Origin of the sequence: Nonomuraea terrae (assembly GCF_044465245.1) — a bacterium.
GTDB classification, from domain to species: domain Bacteria; phylum Actinomycetota; class Actinomycetes; order Streptosporangiales; family Streptosporangiaceae; genus Nonomuraea; species Nonomuraea terrae.
Window position 1 is genome coordinate 625970 of the sequence record NZ_JBITLL010000003.1, and the last position, 18176, is coordinate 644145.

General features: G+C 72.6%; 18 protein-coding genes and 1 pseudogene. 15 read left to right on the top strand and 4 right to left on the bottom strand.

Going from position 1 to position 18176, the window contains the following annotated elements; all coding sequences use genetic code 11:
* The first annotated feature begins 128 nt into the window (after window positions 1-128).
* From eda to ACIBP6_RS15385, 4 genes and pseudogenes are all read left to right on the top strand, one after another.
* Window positions 129-740, top strand: a complete 612-nt coding sequence (gene eda / locus ACIBP6_RS15370; protein ID WP_397052525.1) for a bifunctional 4-hydroxy-2-oxoglutarate aldolase/2-dehydro-3-deoxy-phosphogluconate aldolase — start codon at window positions 129-131, stop codon at window positions 738-740.
* Between the two features lie 46 nt (window positions 741-786).
* Window positions 787-1656, top strand: coding sequence for an NACHT N-terminal Helical domain 1-containing protein (locus tag ACIBP6_RS15375; RefSeq protein ID WP_397052527.1), 870 nt, complete (start codon window positions 787-789; stop codon window positions 1654-1656).
* Window positions 1563-1877: pseudogene (locus ACIBP6_RS15380) on the top strand (NACHT domain-containing protein); the annotation flags it as partial. The gene ACIBP6_RS15375 and the pseudogene ACIBP6_RS15380, both read left to right, overlap by 94 nt.
* Window positions 1878-2196: 319 nt before the next feature.
* Window positions 2197-2853: a hemerythrin domain-containing protein gene (locus ACIBP6_RS15385; RefSeq protein WP_397052529.1), complete on the top strand. Its 657-nt coding sequence runs from the start codon at window positions 2197-2199 to the stop codon at window positions 2851-2853.
* Between the two features lie 9 nt (window positions 2854-2862).
* Here the strand turns inward: ACIBP6_RS15385 and ACIBP6_RS15390 are convergent, their stop codons facing one another.
* On the bottom strand, window positions 2863-3771 hold the full coding sequence (locus ACIBP6_RS15390; RefSeq protein ID WP_397052531.1) for a LysR family transcriptional regulator: 909 nt from the start codon (window positions 3769-3771) through the stop codon (window positions 2863-2865).
* Window positions 3772-3856: 85 nt separating this feature from the next.
* On the opposite strand from ACIBP6_RS15390, the gene ACIBP6_RS15395 reads away from it, so the two are divergent.
* The 8 genes from ACIBP6_RS15395 (at window position 3857) to ACIBP6_RS15430 (ending at window position 14068) form a co-directional block, all read left to right on the top strand.
* On the top strand, window positions 3857-4837 hold the full coding sequence (locus tag ACIBP6_RS15395) for an FAD binding domain-containing protein (RefSeq protein WP_397052533.1): 981 nt from the start codon (window positions 3857-3859) through the stop codon (window positions 4835-4837).
* 1 nt (window position 4838) lies between these two features.
* The gene (locus tag ACIBP6_RS15400) at window positions 4839-5312 is read left to right on the top strand and encodes a (2Fe-2S)-binding protein (protein ID WP_397052535.1); all 474 of its coding nucleotides are present in this window, start codon (window positions 4839-4841) and stop codon (window positions 5310-5312) included.
* Window positions 5309-7657 (top strand): aerobic carbon-monoxide dehydrogenase large subunit, encoded by a 2349-nt coding sequence (locus ACIBP6_RS15405; RefSeq protein WP_397052537.1) that lies wholly within the window; start codon window positions 5309-5311, stop codon window positions 7655-7657. Before ACIBP6_RS15400 ends, ACIBP6_RS15405 begins: the two co-directional genes overlap by 4 nt.
* Window positions 7654-8400, top strand: a complete 747-nt coding sequence (locus ACIBP6_RS15410) for an XdhC family protein (protein ID WP_397052539.1) — start codon at window positions 7654-7656, stop codon at window positions 8398-8400. Before ACIBP6_RS15405 ends, ACIBP6_RS15410 begins: the two co-directional genes overlap by 4 nt.
* 98 nt (window positions 8401-8498) lie before the next feature.
* Window positions 8499-9281, top strand: a complete 783-nt coding sequence (locus tag ACIBP6_RS15415; RefSeq protein WP_397052540.1) for an IclR family transcriptional regulator — start codon at window positions 8499-8501, stop codon at window positions 9279-9281.
* A 276-nt stretch (window positions 9282-9557) separates the two neighbouring features.
* Window positions 9558-10709 (top strand): cytochrome P450, encoded by a 1152-nt coding sequence (locus ACIBP6_RS15420; protein ID WP_397052542.1) that lies wholly within the window; start codon window positions 9558-9560, stop codon window positions 10707-10709.
* Window positions 10710-10856: 147 nt separating this feature from the next.
* A complete protein-coding gene (locus ACIBP6_RS15425) occupies window positions 10857-13028 on the top strand; it encodes a protein kinase domain-containing protein (protein ID WP_397052544.1) in 2172 nt (723 codons plus the stop codon).
* A 188-nt stretch (window positions 13029-13216) separates the two neighbouring features.
* Complete coding sequence (locus tag ACIBP6_RS15430; RefSeq protein WP_397052545.1) at window positions 13217-14068, top strand: phosphotransferase enzyme family protein; 852 nt, start codon at window positions 13217-13219, stop codon at window positions 14066-14068.
* A 154-nt stretch (window positions 14069-14222) separates the two neighbouring features.
* Here the strand turns inward: ACIBP6_RS15430 and ACIBP6_RS15435 are convergent, their stop codons facing one another.
* Both ACIBP6_RS15435 and ACIBP6_RS15440 read right to left on the bottom strand, forming a co-directional pair.
* Window positions 14223-14903 carry an SDR family NAD(P)-dependent oxidoreductase gene (locus ACIBP6_RS15435; protein WP_397052547.1) on the bottom strand — a complete coding sequence of 227 codons (681 nt, stop codon included), beginning with the start codon at window positions 14901-14903 and terminating at the stop codon, window positions 14223-14225.
* An 80-nt stretch (window positions 14904-14983) separates the two neighbouring features.
* A complete protein-coding gene (locus ACIBP6_RS15440; RefSeq protein ID WP_397052549.1) occupies window positions 14984-15709 on the bottom strand; it encodes a DsbA family protein in 726 nt (241 codons plus the stop codon).
* 104 nt (window positions 15710-15813) lie between these two features.
* Between ACIBP6_RS15440 and ACIBP6_RS15445 the strand changes: the two genes are divergently transcribed.
* Both ACIBP6_RS15445 and ACIBP6_RS15450 read left to right on the top strand, forming a co-directional pair.
* Entirely contained in the window at window positions 15814-16215 is a 402-nt protein-coding gene (locus tag ACIBP6_RS15445) for a winged helix-turn-helix transcriptional regulator (protein WP_397052551.1), read from the top strand.
* A 430-nt stretch (window positions 16216-16645) separates the two neighbouring features.
* Window positions 16646-16969 (top strand): hypothetical protein, encoded by a 324-nt coding sequence (locus ACIBP6_RS15450; protein ID WP_397052553.1) that lies wholly within the window; start codon window positions 16646-16648, stop codon window positions 16967-16969.
* Window positions 16970-16991: 22 nt separating this feature from the next.
* Here the strand turns inward: ACIBP6_RS15450 and ACIBP6_RS15455 are convergent, their stop codons facing one another.
* Window positions 16992-17897 (bottom strand): D-isomer specific 2-hydroxyacid dehydrogenase family protein, encoded by a 906-nt coding sequence (locus ACIBP6_RS15455; protein ID WP_397052555.1) that lies wholly within the window; start codon window positions 17895-17897, stop codon window positions 16992-16994.
* A 124-nt stretch (window positions 17898-18021) separates the two neighbouring features.
* On the opposite strand from ACIBP6_RS15455, the gene ACIBP6_RS15460 reads away from it, so the two are divergent.
* The gene (locus ACIBP6_RS15460; protein ID WP_397052557.1) at window positions 18022-18174 is read left to right on the top strand and encodes a Tn3 family transposase; all 153 of its coding nucleotides are present in this window, start codon (window positions 18022-18024) and stop codon (window positions 18172-18174) included.
* The last annotated feature ends 2 nt before the right edge of the window (window positions 18175-18176 follow it).

The window sequence follows — 18176 nt, forward strand, 5'->3', positions numbered from 1 at the left end:
AAGCGGCGCGTCCGATGGGGATTCGGGGCGTTTCACCCGGGAACGGCCGGGCAGTCTCGCCCGGTGGCGACCTGGGCGCTTGTTCAAAGACCAGACGGCCGTGACCCGGCCGACGAGGAGAGAAATCCATGAGCCTGCTCGATCTCGCCCCAGTGATCCCCGTCGTGGTGATCGACGACGTTGACACCGCGGTCCCGCTGGCGCGGGCGCTGGTGGCCGGGGGCCTGCCGGTCATCGAGGTGACCCTGCGCACGCCGGCCGCCCGGGACGCCATCGCCCGTATCACCGACGAGGTGCCCGACGCCACCGTGGGCGCGGGCACCGTACGGACGACGGAGGACATCGCGGCGTCCGTGGCGGCGGGGGCGAAGTTCCTCGTCTCGCCGGGCACGACGTTGTCGCTGGTCGAGGCGATGGACGCGAGCGGCGTCCCCTACCTGCCGGGCGCGGCCACCGTGTCCGAGGTGATGGCGCTGGTCGAGCGCGGGGTCAAGGAGCTGAAGTTCTTCCCCGCCGAGGCGGCGGGCGGCGTCCCCTACCTGAAGTCGCTGGCCGGTCCGCTGCCGGACGTGCGCTTCTGCCCGACCGGCGGCATCCGGGTGAACACCGCCCCCGACTACCTGGCGCTGCCGAACGTCGGCTGCGTCGGCGGCACCTGGCTCACCCCGGCCGACGCCCTGGCGTCCAGGGACTGGGGCCGCATCGAGAAGCTCGCCGCCGAGGCCGCCGCACTCGGCTGATCCGGCGATGATGGGCCGGTGACCCTGGAGACCGCCGCCCCCGAAGGTGGGCACGGCGGTCGACGAGCGTACGTTACGCACGTGGCTGACCGCCCGTTCGACCGATGAGAGCGCCCGCACGCCGCTCGTCGAGCTGATGCGGATCCGCTCCCCCGACCATTTCGTCCGCCGCAAGGCCGAACGCCAGCTCGACGACATCGCCGACGCGGTGGCGGCGCGGGTGCTGAAGCTGTGCGGGCACGAGTTCCCCGGCCTCGGCGACGACGACCGCCTGGTGGTGCTCGCCGAGGTCCGCGACACCCTGGCCCGCGCGGACCTCTCCGACCGCGCCCTGCTGGCCGCCGACGCCGATCCGGTACGCCTCGCGCGGGCGATCCGCGCGACCCTGCCCGCCCCCAAGGACCTCGGTGAGGCGCGGTCCCGGCTCTACGAGGTCGTGCTGGACGAGTGCTGCGACTGCCTGGTCAGGGTGGTCCGCCATTTGCCCGAGTTCCAGCCGCGCGCCGCCACCGAGATGCTGGGCCGCCTGTCCGGTCTCGGTGAGCAGCTGTCCGCCATGCTGGAACGGCTCCCGGTGCGCACCCTGGAGGCCCCGGACGGCACCGACCGGGACACCGAGTTCCGCCGCCGCTACCTGGCGCACGTCTCCGAGACGCTCGACAATCTCGAAATCCTCGGTGTACGGGTCGAGCGGTTCAGGCCGCGTACCTCAGCCTGTCCGTCACCGCCACCCGCGCGAGGACCGCCCACGACGCCTGGCACGACGTCCCTGACGAGCCGGCGACGATGCGGGTGGAGAGCGCGCTCGGCCAGGGCCGCCGGATGCTGCTCCGCGGCGAGGCGGGGGGTGGCAAGAGCACGCTGCTGCGCTGGCTGGCGATCACGGCGGCGCGCGGCGGGTTCGAGGGCGAGCTGACCGAGTGGAACGGCTGCGTGCCGTTCCTGGTGAAGCTGCGCAGCCACGCCGACGGTGACCTGCCCAGGCCCGAGCAGTTCCGCGACCTGACGGCCGGGGTGCTCGCCGGTCTCATGCCGTCCGGCTGGGCGCACCGGCAGCTGTCCTCCGGGCGTGCGCTGCTGCTGATCGACGGCGTGGACGAGCTGACCGGCAACCAGCGCAAGGCGATCAGGCCGTGGCTGCGCGACCTGCTCAGGGCCTTCCCAGAGATCCGGGTGGTCGTCACCAGCCGCCGTCCGCGGCCGGCGCGTCGCCCCGCTGGCGGGAGATCCCCACCTGACGGTTCACGTCGAGCAAGACCAGAAAGTGCTCAACGGCCACCTCCTCGGCAGGCGGCTCAGGCGCACCAAGTACTAGATCGACACGGGCTGTTTGCGCCCGTTTCACCCCCTCCTGTTCGTGAGGTGATGAGCTCTACTACAGTCGGTTCGTCAAATGTTCAACATTACGGGGGAGTAATAAATGGTCGAGAGTGCGCCTGGCGCGAAAACGCGCGAGATGATCATGGTGCATGGCGCGTTCAGGCGAGAGTTCGGGCCGCTCGCCGAGCTGGCCCGAGGGGTGGCCGACGGGGACCGGGAGCGAGTCGAACTCGTCGCCGGCCACATCGAACTGATCAGCTACATGCTGCACCACCATCACCAGGCCGAGGACACGGCCATCTGGCCGAGGCTGCTGGAACGATGCCCGGAGGAGATCGCCCCGTCGGTCCACCTGATGGAGGAACAGCACGAGCGGCTCGCCGAAACCATCACCGAACTCGAGGCTGCGGTGGCGGCCTGGCGCGGCACCGGCGAGGCCGCGGGGGGCACGGCCGTGGCCGAGACCCTCGACCGGATGGTCCCGGCGGTGCTCGAGCACCTCGACGCCGAGGAGCAGCAGGTCCTTCCGCTGATCGAGAAGCACATCACCGCGGCCGAGTGGTACGAGATGACCGCGAAAATCGTAGAGAGCACTCCGCAGGACAAGACGCTGGTGATCCTGGGCATGATGATCTACGGGGGCTCCCCGCAGACCGTTCAGGAGGCCGTCGGCACGCTGCCGCCGGACCAGCGCGACTTCATCAAGGAGGCGGCGCCGAAGGCGTACGCGGCCTACGTCGAGCAGGTGTACGGCATGCCGAACGCGCCGCACGGCGACATCCTCAACGGCTGACGCCGGCGTTCAGCTCCAGATCGACACGCGCACCGGGGGACGGAAGCGGCTGCGGGGGATGCCGTCGTCCGGGGTGCGCATGACCTGGGTGGCCGCCGGGGTCGTGAGGAAGTCGAGGAACGCGCCCGCCGCGACCGAGCGGTTCTGCGGCTCCAGCGTGGTGGCGTACCAGTAGGCGGGCATCGGTGTGGCGGCCGTGTCGATCGGCACGAGGTCGCCGCGGCGGACCTGGGAGGCGACCAGGTGGGCGGTGGCGGGGGCGACACCGGCGCCCTCGGCCGCCGCCTTCCAGGCCGCCGTCTGGTTGGCGAAGACCCGTACGTGCGACTCCGGCACCCGCAGCAGCCGCAGCAGGCGGCTGGTGTCGCCGGCCGGGTCGGTGGCCGAGGGGCCGACGAGCCAGTGGTCGCGGCGGCCACGGGGTGAGCCGACCACGATGAGGCGGCAGCGCAGCACCGGCCGGCTCACCAGCCCCTCCCCCGCCACCTGCGCTCCGAGCGCCACGTCGGCCAGCCGGCTGGCCAGCAGCACGGGAAGCTCGGCCGTCGCCGCCACGCCGCTGGAGGCGTCCATGGGGCGGCGCTGGGTGAACAGGCAGAGCAGCGGGCCGGCGACGTACTCGGCCAGTCCGGCGTCCATCACCACGTGCAGGCGCGCCGGGCGGCCGGGCTGGACGGCGGTGACGGCCTCCGCCCCGAGCGCGACGATCTGGGCGGCGATGCCGAGCAGCCGCCGGCCGCCCTCGGTCAGCACCATGCGGTCGCCGGAGCGGGTCACCAGCGGGTCGCCGAGGTGCCTGCGGAGCTGGGCCAGCGACTGGGAGACCGCGGGCTCGCTGACGCCGAGCGCCCTTGCCGCGGCCTTGACGGAACCGAGACGCGCGACGAAAACGAATGCGCCGAGCTGGCTGAGCGTCACTCCCTCTTCATAATGCGGCGCATCGCAATAAGGAATCCCTTATTTGCCGATTGTCGCGACAAATCGGTAACAGCAATGTGCTGTCATGCAGGTTCCCGCGAAGTTCGCGTACGAGAGAGCCGACAGCGTGCCGCACGCGCTCGAACTCCTGGAGCGCTACGGCCCCGAGGCCCGGGTCGTCGCGGGCGGGCACAGCCTCATCCCCATGATGAAGCTCCGCCTGGCCCAGCCCGAGGCGTTGATCGACATCAACGGCCTGTCGGAGGAGCTCGGGCAGATCGCCGTCGAGGGCGACGAGCTCGCCATCGGCGCACTGGTACGGCACGCAGAGTTGCTCGCCGACACCATTGCGACCGACCTTTTCCCGATATTTCGGGATGCAGAGCGGGTTATCGCCGACCCGATAGTCCGAAATCGGGGGACCGTCGGCGGCTCGTTGTGCCAAGCCGACCCTTCGGAGGATTTGTCGGCCGTCTTCTCCGCGCTGCGCGCCTCCGCCGTCATCCGCGGCCGGCGAGGAAGCGCCGTTGCCGGAAGGAGAAGCGAAGGGAACGAGGCGACCGTAGCGACGACCGGAGGCGACGGCGTCCCCGGCGACCGAGCCCGCCGCACGCGGGGCGGCCATGAGGACAGCGGGACACGAACCGTGCCGATCCGCGAGTTCCACCTCGGCCCGTACGAGACCGCGGTCGAGCCGGACGAGCTGCTCCTCCAGCTCAGGGTGCCGGTCAGGCCGGGCACCGGCAGCGCGTACGTGAAGGTCGAGCGGCGCGTCGGCGACTGGCCGGTGGCGGCGGCCGGAGCCGTCCTGCGCGTCGAGGACGGCGTGATCGCGCAGGCCGGCATCGGCCTGACGGCGGTCGGGGCCGAGCACTTCTGCGCCCCCGAGGCCGAGACGTACCTGGAGGGCAGGCGTCCGTCCGGGGAGGCGTTCGCGGCGGCGGGCCGGATCGCCGCCGAGCACTGCGAGCCGCACGCCGACCAGCGCGGCCCGGCCGACTACAAGCGCCACCTGGCCGCCGAGCTGACCCGGCGCGCGCTGGCCGCGGCGGCGGAGAGGATCTGACATGCGCATCACGGTCACCGTGAACGGGCAGCCGTACACCAGGGACGTCGAGCCCAGGCTGCTGCTCGTCCACTTGCTGCGTGACGAGCTGGGCCTGACCGGCACTCACTGGGGCTGCGACACCTCCAACTGCGGCGTGTGCACGGTGCGGCTGGACGGCGTGCCGGTCAAGTCGTGCACGGTGCTGGCCGTCATGGCCGACGGCCACGAGGTGACCACGGTGGAGGGCCTGGAACGCGACGGCGAGCTGGACGCCGTGCAGAAGGGCTTCGTGGAGTGCCACGGCCTGCAGTGCGGCTTCTGCACGCCCGGAATGCTGCTGACCGCGCGCTGGCTGCTGGACACCGTCCCCGACCCCGACGAGGGGCAGATCCGCGAGGCGATCTCGGGCCAGCTGTGCCGGTGCACCGGTTACGAGAACATCGTCCGCTCGATCCGCTGGGCGGCCAGGGCCGAGGCGGAGGCCGAGCGATGAGCCACGGACGCATGCACCGCAAGGAGGACGCCCGCTTCATCAGGGGCCGGGGCAACTACACCGACGACGTCCACCTGCCCGGCATGTTGTACGGCGCGATCCTGCGCAGCCCGTACGCCCACGCCAGGATCGTCTCGGTCGACGCCTCGGCCGCCGAGGCCCATCCGAAGGTCAGAGCGGTCATCACCGGCCAGACCCTCGCCGGACTGGGCCTGGCCTGGATGCCGACCCTGTCGCGCGACACCCAGGCGGTGCTGGCCACGGACAAGGTGCGTTTCCAGGGCCAGGAGGTCGCGTTCGTGGTGGCCGAGGACGCCTACTCGGCGCGCGACGCCCTGGAGCTGATCGACGTCGAGTACGAGCCCCTCGACGCCGTCATCGACGCCAGGAGGGCCCTCGACCCGGACGCCCCCGTTATCAGGGACGACCTGGAGGGGCGTACCGACAACCACGTCTTCGACTGGGAGGCCGGCGACGGGGAACGCACGGACGCCCTGTTCGCGCGGGCGGAGGTGACGGTCGCGCAGGACATGCTCTACCCGCGCGTGCACCCCGCGCCGCTGGAGACGTGCGGCGCGGTCGCCGACTTCGACAAGGTCACGGGGAAGCTGACCGTCTGGTGCCCGACGCAGGCGCCGCACGCCCACCGGACGCTGTACGCGATGGTGGCCGGCCTGCCCGAGCACAAGATCCGGGTGATCTCGCCGGACATCGGTGGCGGCTTCGGAGGAAAAGTCGGGATCTATCCCGGGTATGTGTGCGCGATCGTCGGCTCCATCGTCACCGGCAGGCCGGTCAAATGGATGGAGGACCGCTCGGAGAACCTCATGAGCACGTCCTTCGCCCGCGACTTCCACATGCGCGGTGAGATCGCCGCGACCCGCGACGGCAGGATCCAGGCGATCCGGGTGAAGGTGCTGGCCGACCACGGCGCGTTCAACGGCACCGCGCAGCCGACGAAGTTCCCGGCCGGCTTCTTCCACGTCTTCTCCGGCTCGTACGACATCGAGGCCGCGCACTGCGCGGTCACCGGCGTCTACACCAACAAGGCCCCGGGCGGCGTCGCCTACGCGTGCTCGTTCCGGATCACCGAGGCCGTCTACCTGGTCGAGCGCATGGTGGACGTGCTCGCCGCCGAGCTGGGCATGGAGCCGGCCGAGCTGCGGCTGCGCAACCTGATCAGGCCGGAGCAGTTCCCGTACCGCTCCCCCACCGGCTGGGAGTACGACTCCGGCGACTACCCGAGGGCGCTGCGGCTGGCCATGGACATGGCCGGTTACGACAAGCTGCGCGCCGAGCAGGCCGACCGGCGGGCCAGGGGCGAGCTGATGGGCATCGGCCTCAGCTTCTTCACCGAGGCGGTCGGCGCGGGACCGCGCAAGCACATGGACATCCTCGGCCTCGGCATGGCCGACGGCGCCGAGCTGCGGATGCACCCGACGGGCAAGGCGGTGCTGCGGGTCTCCTGCCAGACGCAGGGGCAGGGGCACGAGACCACGTTCGCCCAGATCGTCGGGCAGGAGCTGGGCCTCCCGGCCGACGACGTGGAGGTGGTGCACGGCGACACCGACCAGACGCCGTTCGGCCTCGGCACGTACGGCTCCCGCTCGACCCCCGTCTCCGGCGCGGCGGCGGTGATCGTGGCGCGGAAGGTGCGCGAGCGGGCCAGGATCGTGGCGGCGGCCATGCTGGAGGCGTCGCCCGACGACCTGGAGTGGACCGGCGGGACGTGGTCGGTGGTGGGCGACCCGGCCACCGGGAAGACGATGGCGGAGATCGCTCTCGCCGCCCATTCCGACCTGGAGCTGCCGGAGGGCGTGGAGGGCCACCTGGACGCGGTCACCGTCTACAACCCGCCCAGCCTCACCTATCCCTTCGGCGCCTACATCTGCGTCGTGGACGTCGACCCCGGCACCGGGCAGGTGAAGGTGCGCAGGTTCGTGGCGGTGGACGACTGCGGCGTGCGGATCAACCCGACGATCGTCGAGGGGCAGATCCACGGCGGGCTGGCCGACGGGATCGGGATGGCGCTCATGCAGGTGATGGCGTTCGACGAGGACGGCAACCACCTCGGGGCGTCGTTCATGGACTACCTGCTGCCGACCGCGATGGAGTGCCCGTCGTGGGAGCTGGGCGAGACCGTGACACCATCGCCGACCCACCCGATCGGCGCGAAGGGCGTCGGCGAGTCGGCCACCGTCGGCTCGCCCGCGGCGGTGGTCAACGCCGTGGTGGACGCGCTGGCCCCGTACGGGGTGCGGCACGCGGACATGCCGCTCACCCCGGCGAACGTGTGGCGCGTGATCAACGGCGACCCCTTCCGCACGGACCTGGCGATCCCGTGAGCGAGTTCCTCGGCATGCCGGCGCCCCGTCCCCGCGGCGGGGCGCCCGGCTCGCCCGCCCTGGACGACCGGCTGACGCGGCTGCGGTCGGGGCGGGAGCCGTACGTGCTGGCCACGGTGGTGCGGGTGCGGCGGCCTGCCAGCGCCAGGGCGGGCGACCGCGCACTGGTGCTGCCGGACGGGACGGTCGAGGGGTTCGTGGGCGGCGTGTGCGCGGCCGGCACCGTGCGCGACCAGGGTCTGCGCCTGCTGCGCGCCGGGCGCGCGAGCGCCGCCACGCTGCTGCGCATCACGCCGGAGGCGCGGGAGCCGTACGAGGAGGAGGGACTGGTCGCGGTGGGCCAGCCCTGCCTGTCGGGCGGCACGCTGGAGATCTTCCTGGAGGCGGTGCTGCCGCCGGTGCTCGTGCGCGTGCACGGCGACGGCCCCATCGCGCGCGCCTTCGCCGCGGTCGGCCGGGCGCTCGGCTACGACGTCGAGTCCGGGCCGGGCCCGATCGCGCCCGGCACCTCGGCCGTGCTGGTCGCCTCGCACGGCGTCGGCGAGGAGCCGGTGCTGCGCGACGCGCTGGCCGCGGAGGTGCCGTACGTCGGGCTGATCGCCAGCCGCAGGCGCGGCGCGGCGGTGCTGGCGCGGGTGGAGGCAGGCGAGCGGGTACATGTTCCGGCAGGTCTGGACATAGGGGCCAGAACGCCTGGTGAGGTGGCCGTTTCCGTCTACGCGGAGATCATCCGGCTGCGCTGATCGGGGTATCAGCGGGTGGTGGCTCGGGTACGCCAGGAGATGTCAAAACGCAGCCCCCGGAAGCCCTTTCCGCTCTCCGGAGAGCGAAAGGGACATCCATGACGACGCAAACGGTCAGTCAGGTCGTGCCGGGCGAGCGCCCCGCGTCGCAGCCGGGCAGCCTCGAACGCGGGATCGACATCCTGCTGGCGCTCAGCGCCGCCGACCGGCCGGTGACCCTGTCGCAGCTCTGCCGCTCGACCGGGCTGCCCAAGTCGACCGCCCACCGCCTGCTCGGGGTGCTGTGCGGGCGCGGGCTGGCCCGGCGGATGGGCAACGCGTACATGCCGGGCGAGCTGCTGGAGTCGATGGCGGGCCTGGTCCGCCCGCGCGTCCCGGGCACGCGCGCGGTCGTGCTGCCGTACCTGCTCTACCTGTACGAGACCACCCGGCAGACGGTGAACCTGGCGGTGCCCTCCGGCCTGGAGGCCCGCTACGTCGAGCGCCTCTACGGCCACAACCGGGTCGCCTCCCGCTCCGACGGCCTCGACCGGGCGCCGCTGCACTGCACCGCGACCGGCAAGGCGCTGCTGGCCTTCGACCCGGCGCTGCGCCGGGAGGTGCTGGCGCGCGGCTCGTTCGAGCGGCTCACCCGGCGGACGATCACCGGACTGGCCGCGCTGGAACGGGAGCTGGCCCAGGTCCGCCGGCACGGCGTGGCGTACGCGCGGGAGGAGTTCACCGAGGGCGTGGCGTGCGTGGCGGCTCCGGTGTTCGGGCCGGACGGCCGGATCCGCATGGCGGTGGGCGTGGCCGCGCCCGCCCACACGGCCTCGCTGGCCCGGCTCGGCATCTCCGTGCGCGGCGCCGCCCAGGCGGTCTCGGCCGCGCTCGGCCCGTGAGCGTGGCCGGAACGCCCAGGCGGTCTCGGCCGCGCTCGGCCCGTGAGCGTTCCGGCCACCGGAACACCGGCCGATCTTGGGGCCCGAAGCGTTCCACTGGCCGAAACCGCGGATTGCGCGGGTGGTGCCCGCGGCGATCACATCAAGGCATGAACGCCCCACCCGCCCCGGAGACGACCGGCAGGATCCAGCCCCCCACGGCCCCGCCCTCACCCGCGGGCCGGCGGTCCCGGCTCGGATCGGGGAAGCTGCCGGCCGCGACCGGGGTGGGCGGGCGTGCCTAGGGGGCTGCCCAGGGCCACCGTGGCAGAGAGTCTGCGGCTGGCCGGGCTGCTGCTGCCGCGGGGGCACCTGGCGCGCGGTCGCGACCCGCTGCGCTCCCGTGCGCTGCTGGCCGACCTGGAGACCCGCTACGGCGGCCGTCCCGTGCTGGTGCGCGGCCTGCGCGGCCCGGCCCTGCTGGTGCTGTCCAAGCGCGACGCCGTACGCGTGCTGTGCGGCCGGGAGACCGCCTTCCTCCCGGCCGTGGACGAGCGGCCCTTCTCGCTGCCGACCGACGTGCTGCGCCCGGCGTTCATCCGGGTCGCGGAGCAGGAGGCCGCCGGGCTGACCCGCGGGACGCTGGGCCACGCGCAAGTGGACGCCGCCTGGCAGCGGGTGGCCAGGCGCTGCGTCTACGGCGACGGCGCGGCCGACGACGTGGAGCTCACCCGGCTGCTGGAGGGAGTCATGCGGGCCGGGCGGCGGCGGGTGTCCGGGCGGCGGGCGCAGCGCCGCAGGGAGATCCTGTCGGGCCGCTACGACGCCCGCATCATCGACCACCTGCGCCGGGCCGAGCCGGGCAGCCTCGCCGGGCTCATCGCCGAGACGCCGCAGCCGGAGTCGCGCGGGCTGATGCAGGCGGCGTTCTGGCTGATGGGGCTGAGCTGCACCGCGGCCGGGCTGACGCAGACGCTGGCGCTGCTCGCCGCGCACCCGGCCCACCGCAGGGCGGCCCGCGCCGACTCCGGTCACCTGCGCGCCTGCCTGCGCGAGGGGCTGCGCCTGTGGCCGCCGCTGCCGGTGTTGTCGCGGGTCACCGTCACCGCCACCGACTGGTACGGCACCGCCCTGCCCGTCGGCACCACCGTCGTCGTGCCGCTCGCCGCCCACACGCGCAGCCCGCGCCTGCCGTACGCCGACACGTTCTCCCCCGAGATCTGGCTGGACGGCACTGCGGCGGACGAGTGGTGGGCGCTGCCCGACTGCGACGGCGTGCGGCTGACCCTCGCGGTCGGCACGGCCTTCCTGGGCGCCATGCTGCGGGAGGCCCGGCCCATGCCGGCCGGGCGGCTGCTGTCGGCCCACCGGCCGCTGCCACGCGTGATCGACGTGTCGCGGCTGCGGGTCCGGATGCGCCCGCCGCGGCGGGATTCGGCTCCTCGCTAGTGTCCAACGGACAGTGCCGACCTCCGTTAGAGTCTGGGGTACAAACGGGATGCCGGGCGGCGGAACGGTTCGGTTCTCACGCGACGAACCGGCGGGAGGAACGGTTTCGGGTTGAGACGGCATGACGACGGCGAGAGGACGGCGACGTTGGGGCGCTCCGCAGGCACTCCGCTCCAGCCGGAGGATCCGCCGGCGATCGGCCCGTACGAGCTGGTCAGCCGTCTCGGCTCCGGCGGCATGGGGGTCGTCTACCTCGCCAAGGCGCCCGACGGTTCCCGGGTGGCGCTCAAGGCCATCCGGCGTGACTTCACCGCCGACCCCGTCTACCGCGCCCGTTTCCACGAAGAGGTGTCCAACGCCCGCAAGGTGGCCTCGTTCTGCACGGCGCGGGTGCTCGACCACGGCGAGGACCGCGGCGTCCTCTACCTCGTCACCGAGTACATCGACGGCATCTCGCTCGAAGACCACCTGATCGAGCACGGCGCTCTGTCGCCGTCGGTGCTGCACGCGGCGGCCGTGGGCGTGGCGGCGGCGCTGACCGCGATCCACGCGGCGGGGCTGGTGCACCGCGACCTCAAACCGGCCAACGTGATGCTGACGCTGGCCGGGCCGCGGGTGATCGACTTCGGACTGGCCCGCTCGACCCACGTCGACCAGCGGCACACCAACGCCGGCATGGTGATGGGCACGCCCGGCTGGATCGCTCCGGAGCAGGTCTTCGAGGGGCGCACGAGTCCGGCGGGCGACGTGTTCGCGTGGGGGTCGCTGATCGCGTACGCGGGGCTGGGCGGGCATCCGTTCGGCGAGGGTGACGCGTACGTGATGGCGGCCAGGGCCCGGCAGGCGCCGCCCGACCTGCGCGGGCTGCCGGCGCCGCTCGACCGGCTGGTCGCGGCGGCCATCCACCCGGACCCGGCGCGGCGGCCCGCGGCGCGGCAGCTGCTGCTGGAGCTGGTGGGCGCGGCGGACGAGCCCGCGGCGCAACTGGCCGCCACCAAGCATCTGACCAGCGCGTGGAACCCGTCGGAGTTCGGCCCGCTGAGACCCGGTGGCCCCCACGCCCCCCGCAGCCACCCGGGCGCAGGCCCGGCGGCCTCCTCGAACGCCGCCCCTGGCGCCGCCCCGGGCGCCGCTCACGGGTCCGTCCAGAACGCCGGTCCCAGGGGTGTCCCTGGCGCCGTCCCGAACGCCGCCCCTGGCGCTGGACCGGGCGCCGTTCCGCACCCTGCCCGCCATCCCGACGCGCGCCCGCCACACCAACCGCCCCCGGCCGAGCGCACGGGCCCCACACCCGGCGCCCAGCGCGGCCCCCAGCAACCCCCACCCGCCGAACGCACCGGCCCCACCGGCGGCGCCACCCGTGGCGGGCACCAGCCCTCACCCGCTGAACGCACCGGCTCGGCGCGCGGGTTTCACCAGCCACCGCCCGCCGAACGCACCGGCCCCACCGGCGGCGCCACCCGTGGCGGGCATCAGCCCTCGCCCGGCGAGCGCATCGGGTCCGGGGCCGGAGGGCCGCGCGGGGCGCATATGTCCCCGCCCGCGGAGCGCACCGGGCCCACGCCCGGCACGGCGCGGATGCCGCACCAGCCGCCGGCCGAACGTACCGGCCCCACCGCCGGGGCGGCGCGTGGGATGCACCAGCCGCCGCCCGCCGAGCGGACCGGGCCCGTGCCGGACTTCGGGCACGGCGCGCATCCGGACCGCACCGGGCCCATGCCCGCGGTCGGGCAGGTGCCGTTGCCGCGTAAGACCGCGCAACTGCCGCATCACCACCAGCCTGGCCGGCCGCCCCGCGGCACCACCGGTCGGGGGCCGCTGCCCGGCTTCCCGCCCCGGCGCCGGCAGGGGCTCCGCACGGGGTGCCTGACCGCGCTGCTGGTCCTCGTCGTGGTGCTGGTGGCGCTGGTGGCCATGCTCACGTGGCTGTTCCGCTCGCCGGCCGCCGGCGCGGACGGGCCCGTCCAGGACGGCAAGCTGCGCTTCGCGGTCACCAGCACGAAGTGCCCCAAGCCGGCGCGGGCGGCGGTGAAGCGCACGTGCCGGATAGGCGTGCGCGTGAACAACGTCGGCCACGAGGCCCGCGTCCTCTACCCCGGCCAGCAGAAGCTGATCGACGAGGACGAGAGGGCGCACGGCGGCATCCAGCTGATCGACAAGGGCGGCAAGGAGATCACGCCGATCCGCATCGAGGCGGGCGGGTCGTTCACGGGCGCGCTGGTGTTCGAACTGCCGAAGAATACCGCGCCGATCGGGCTCGAGGTGCACGACTCGGGCCTGAGCGCCGGCGCCCTCGTCAACCTGGACGAGAAGGCCTAGCGCCGGCGACCGGGATCTTCGCGTTGTCCGACGGTTGTCGGCTGAGCAGCCGAAGAGGGCAGATCTCCGGTTCGGTCGGCTCGGTCGCACCCCGCCGCACCGCGGTCTCCGCCGACACCTTGGTAGGGTGCCCGGGTCGCACTGCTTGGAGAGTAGGGCAGCGCTCAAGGGAGAGGGGCCAGGCGACGATGCTGGCGTCAGATGTCCGGCGTGCGATGGCCGCGGCCATGTCGACCGCCTCGTCACTTGGCCTGACAGCCGACGACGCGATCGTTCTTCATGACTCGAACAAGCTCACCCTGCGGCTGCTGCCGTGTGACGTCCTGGCCAGGGTGGCGCCTGTGGCGCATCAGGTCGCACAGTTCGAGATCGAGCTTGCTCAGCGGCTCGCCGAGTCCGGGTGCCCGGTGGCTGCTCTCGAGCCCCGGGTGGAGCCACGCGTCCATGAGCGTGACGGCTTCGTGGTCACGCTGTGGACCTACTACGAACCCGTGACGCCTCGAGAGGTCTCGCCGGCCGACTACGCCAACGCGCTCGAGCGGCTGCATGCCGGCATGCGCGAGCTCGATGTCCCGGTGCCGCACTTCACGGATCGGGTCGAGCAGGCCCAACACCTCGTGGCGAGCCGCGATCACACTCCGGCGCTCGCCGACGCGGACCGGGAGCTGCTCGGCGACACGTTACGGAGCCTGAGACGAGCGATCGGCGAGCGCGGCGGCGCCGAGCAGCTGCTGCACGGCGAGCCGCACCCGGGCAACGTGCTCACCACGAAGAACGGGCTGCTGTTCATAGATTTCGAGACGTGTTGCCGTGGGCCTGTCGCCTTCGACCTGGCCCACGCGCCCGAAGAAGTCAGCGAGCACTATCCCGGTGTCGATCAGGCCTTGCTGCGCGAGTGCCGGATCCTCGTGCTGGCGGTGATCACGACGTGGCGCTGGGATCGAGGCGACCAGCTCCCGAACGGGCGCCGGCTGGGCACGGAGTGGCTCAGCCAGATCCGAGCGGCGCTCGATCGCAACGGGCTGGACACCCTTGGCTGATCGCCGGCCTTCGAGGTCGTAGCCGGCTGCTCCGGCAGGGGATCGCGCACGAGGTCGCCTAGGTCGGCGATCATCTGGGTGAGCAGGCTGGTGTTCTCCCGCCGGACCGCCTGCGGGCGCATGACCTCTCCCGGGAGCGGGCCGGGCCGGCCGGTCAGGCGTTGAAGACGGCCTCGGAGCGGTCGCGGTTTTCGTACAGGTCCCAGTACAGGGGCGCGATCTGCTCGGGCGTGGCCGTCGGGCTGCCTTCCGGGCCGCCCCCGCCGACCCAGACGTTGATCACCACGTGGGCGGCGTGCACGCCGCTGCCGGCCAGTTCCTTGTTCAGGTTGATCACCCAGTTGCGCAGAGCTGCTTGGGCCGGGTTGGCGTTGCCGAACATCGGCACCGGGTCCACGGATCCGCCGCCGGTGGTGAACAGCAGGGTCCCGGCATCCGCCTCGCGCATCGCGGGCAGCACCGTCAGGGCCGCCGTGATGGCGCCGTAGAAGGCGTACTCGATCATCGGCTGCAGATTGTCCACCGTGACCTCCGAGGGAGTGGCCAGGGTGAGTCCGGGCACCGGGGAGTGCGGGGCCGGCGAGTACTCCAGTACGTCGATGCCGCCGAAGCGGGCCTTGGCCGCGTCCAGGGCATCGGTCAGTGAGGCGCGGTCGAGGATGTCGGCGGGGAACGCGGCGGCCGTGATGCCTTCCTGGCTGAGCTGGGCGACCAGCGTTTCCAGCTTCTCCTTGGTACGGGCGATCAGGGCGACGTCGAAGCCGCGGCTGCCGAAGGTGCGGGCGATGGCCAGGCCCATGCCGGGGCCGGCGCCGACGATGGCGAGAGTGGGCACAGTGAGATCTCTTTCGTGTTGTGACCGCCGGGACATGCGGAGCTCGAACACCCGGCCGGCGCGTGGATCAGGTGTCTGGATCAGGCGTGGGCGACGTGGTCGGCGGGAACCGCGCAGCCGTCCGGGCCGCAGATCGCCGCGTCGTTGTCGGCGACGGGAACGGTCGGGTGGGTCTCGTCCCAGACCTGGCGCAGGATGCCGAGCAGGGTGTCGGTGTCCTGTGCTCCAGGAAGGGCGTATCGGCCGTCGACCACGATGTACGGCGTGCCGGTGGCCCCCAGGCGCTGCGCCGTCTCCATGTCGTCCTGGACCTGCTGCCCGAAGCGGCCCTCGGTGAGCACGCGCCGGGTCTTCTCGCGCTCCAGGCCGATCTCGTCGGCCAGGCCGAGGAGATCGTCAAGGTCGAAGACGGGCCGAGCCTGGCCGAAGTAGGCCCGGAAGATCGCGTTCCACGCGACGCGGTTCTTGCCCTCCGCCGAGGCGTGGGCGAGGAACTCGTGGGCGAGCCGGGTGTTGCCGACCTGATTGTCCAGCACCCGGTAGGGGCGCAGGCCCTCCTGCTCGGCCACCGCCTCGATCTGGCGGGTCGACGCCTCCAGGCGGGCGCCGGCCAGGCCGTACCTTCGCAACAGGGCCTCGCGGACGCTGATCGTGCTGCCGACCGTGAGACCGTCGCTCAGCGGGAACGAGCGGTGGATCACTTCCACCTCGTCGCCGTGCTCGAACCGCGCCACGGCGCGGTCCAGGCGGTGGCTGCCCAGGCCGCACCAGGGGCAGGCGATCTCGGACCATATTTCGACTCTCATGGTGCACCCCAATTCCTACTATTTGTGCGTAGCGCCATGATGGACCAGTATGGAAGGCCGTACAAAAGGCACATCGATGTGCGTGCCGGAAGGGAATGTGCGCCATGGACGTCGCAGCCCGGTCAGGTGCCGCAGCAGACCGGGGACCGTGCGCCGGCATCCCCGCCGAGCAGATGGACTTCATCCGCCAGGTGCTGGACCGCGTCGGGGACAAGTGGAGCCTGCTGGTGATCGCCGCACTTGAGGCCGGCCCGCTGCGCTACACCGACCTGCAGCGCGACGCCCCCGGCATCTCACAGCGGATGCTCACCCTTACCGTGCGCCAGCTCCAGCAGGACGGCTTGGTGACCCGGACCGCCTACGCGGAGGTGCCGCCGCGTGTGGAGTACGCCCTCACCCCCCTGGGCCGCAGCCTCCACCACATCGTCACGTCTCTGATCACCTGGGTCGCCGACCACCACGGCGAGATCCGCGAACACCGGGCCCACACCGCCACCAGGCCCTGATGCCCGACCTGTTTCGGGCACGCCACGGCGGCTCGAGCGAGACAGTCGCAAGAAGGTCAACACGCAGACTCGACGGGGAACGACAGGAAGTCCCCCGACCGTCCCCCGTGATCGCGTTCGCGGTGTCCTCGCTGCGATACCGCTCCTTCGCCCCCGGCCCGCCCCCGTGCAGCGAACAGGGCGAGCGGCAGATCGAATAGTTGGCCAAGAGCACCCGCTAACGGGGCTTTTCGCTCGGATGCTCCGTCATGCCCCGCTTCCCATGGTTGAAGGCCGAGTAGCTGGCATTGCCGCAATCTCATGCTCGGCAGTGACTCAACGAACCCGGGAAGGCCGACGAGCACCGCTCGCCCTCTCGCGGCGGCGACCTCGAGCGCATGCGCCTTCAGCGACCTTGGTGGCGCCGAGGACGACGACCACGCCGTTGGGGGTGTCGACGGTCAGCCTCACTTCGGGGTCGAGTACGCGGAGCAATGCCCTCGAAGTCGCCGCGGCGAGCCGCCGCCAGGAAGGCCTGGACCACCTCTCGCCGTTCCCGTCCGGTCGCCGTCGGCCGCTCGGTCGCCTGTACCTTCTGCCGGCGCGGCCCGCGCTCGATCTCTACGAGCAGCGCGACACGGCGGAACACTGCATCAATCGGATCAAGGAGTGGCGCGGGATGGCCTTCCGTTTCGACAAGACGCCCAGAAGCCACCTGGCCGGCCTTCATGTACGCGGAGCCGTCTTGTGGATGGGAAGTCTTCAACCGATCTGAAGATCCGAACTCCGTACAGGCCCTAGAAGCCCTGCTCCGGGGAGACCACGCCGTCGAGGGGCTCGCCGGCGGCGAAGTTCCGTACGTTCGCGGTGACCCGTTCGGCGAGGCGGCGCCAGTAGGCGGCGTGCGGGTTCGCGCTGTGCGGGGTGATGAGGGCGTTCTCCAGCTCCCACAGCGGGTGGCCGTCGGGCAGCGGCTCGGGGTCGGTGACGTCGAGGGCCGCCCCGCCGATGCGGCCGGCGCGCAGCGCGTCCACCAGGTCGGCGGTGACGACGAGGCCGCCTCTGGCGATGTTCACCAGCCAGGCGTCCTCGCGCATGAGGGCGAACTCGCGCGCCCCGAACATGCCCCTGGTGTCCGGCGTGGCCGGCGCGGCGATGACGACGTAGTGGGCGTCGGGCAGCGCGTCGCGGTAGCGGGCGCGCGGCAGGACCCGGGCGGCGCCGGGGACCGCGCCGCTGTCGGTGACCGCGACGATCGTGCAGCCGAACGGCTCCAGCAGCCGGATCAGCCTGCGCCCGATGCCACCGCAGCCGACGATCGCGACCGTCGAGCCGGACAGCTCCACGGAGGTGTTGGCGCCCCACGACGTGGCACGGGCGTGCCGGTGCAGGTCGCGCGCGGCGGCCAGCATCAGGGCCAGCGCGTGCTCGGCGATCTGGGGGGCGTACGCGCCGGTGGCGGCGGTGAAGACAGGATGGCGGGTGATGATGCCGGCGTCCACCCACCGTTCGACGCCCGCGCTCGGCAGCTGCACCCAGCTGATGCCCTCGTGCAGCATGGAGCGGAGCGTCTGCGGGTCGCCGCCGCCGAAGTAGACGATCGCCTCCGCCTCCTCCAGCGGCACGACTTGGCCACCCCCTCGGCGTACGGCCTCGACGAGCGTGGGAACGGGCTCAGGGCCGACGTGGACGGCGACGGTCATGGGGTCTCCTCGGGATCTCGCGGCGGTTCGCTGCTCAGTCTGCCGGATGTCCGGACGCTGTCGACGCGCAGCCGCCGGGCCTCGAAACCCGAGGTGGTCACGGCCGGCCAGGCCACACAGCGCCATGGTGTTCGGGATCTTCTCCATGCTCGGCCACCGGTTCGCGCCCCGCTTCGCCGATCTGGGCGACCAGCGGTTCTGGCGGCCGGACCTGCCCGACGGCACCACCGGTGACTACGGGGGCCGGTGGCGTCATGCGGTGCCGGGGAAATCCTGAGC

Coding starts and splice junctions, on each gene's coding strand:
- eda (WP_397052525.1), top strand. CDS start 129: ATGAGCCTGCTCGATCTCGCCCCAGTGATCCCCGTCGTGGTGATCGAC.
- ACIBP6_RS15385 (WP_397052529.1), top strand. CDS start 2,197: ATGATCATGGTGCATGGCGCGTTCAGGCGAGAGTTCGGGCCGCTCGCC.
- ACIBP6_RS15395 (WP_397052533.1), top strand. CDS start 3,857: ATGCAGGTTCCCGCGAAGTTCGCGTACGAGAGAGCCGACAGCGTGCCG.
- ACIBP6_RS15400 (WP_397052535.1), top strand. CDS start 4,839: ATGCGCATCACGGTCACCGTGAACGGGCAGCCGTACACCAGGGACGTC.
- ACIBP6_RS15405 (WP_397052537.1), top strand. CDS start 5,309: ATGAGCCACGGACGCATGCACCGCAAGGAGGACGCCCGCTTCATCAGG.
- ACIBP6_RS15415 (WP_397052540.1), top strand. CDS start 8,499: ATGACGACGCAAACGGTCAGTCAGGTCGTGCCGGGCGAGCGCCCCGCG.
- ACIBP6_RS15430 (WP_397052545.1), top strand. CDS start 13,217: ATGCTGGCGTCAGATGTCCGGCGTGCGATGGCCGCGGCCATGTCGACC.
- ACIBP6_RS15440 (WP_397052549.1), bottom strand. CDS start 15,709: ATGAGAGTCGAAATATGGTCCGAGATCGCCTGCCCCTGGTGCGGCCTG.
- ACIBP6_RS15445 (WP_397052551.1), top strand. CDS start 15,814: ATGGACGTCGCAGCCCGGTCAGGTGCCGCAGCAGACCGGGGACCGTGC.
- ACIBP6_RS15455 (WP_397052555.1), bottom strand. CDS start 17,897: ATGACCGTCGCCGTCCACGTCGGCCCTGAGCCCGTTCCCACGCTCGTC.
- ACIBP6_RS15460 (WP_397052557.1), top strand. CDS start 18,022: ATGGTGTTCGGGATCTTCTCCATGCTCGGCCACCGGTTCGCGCCCCGC.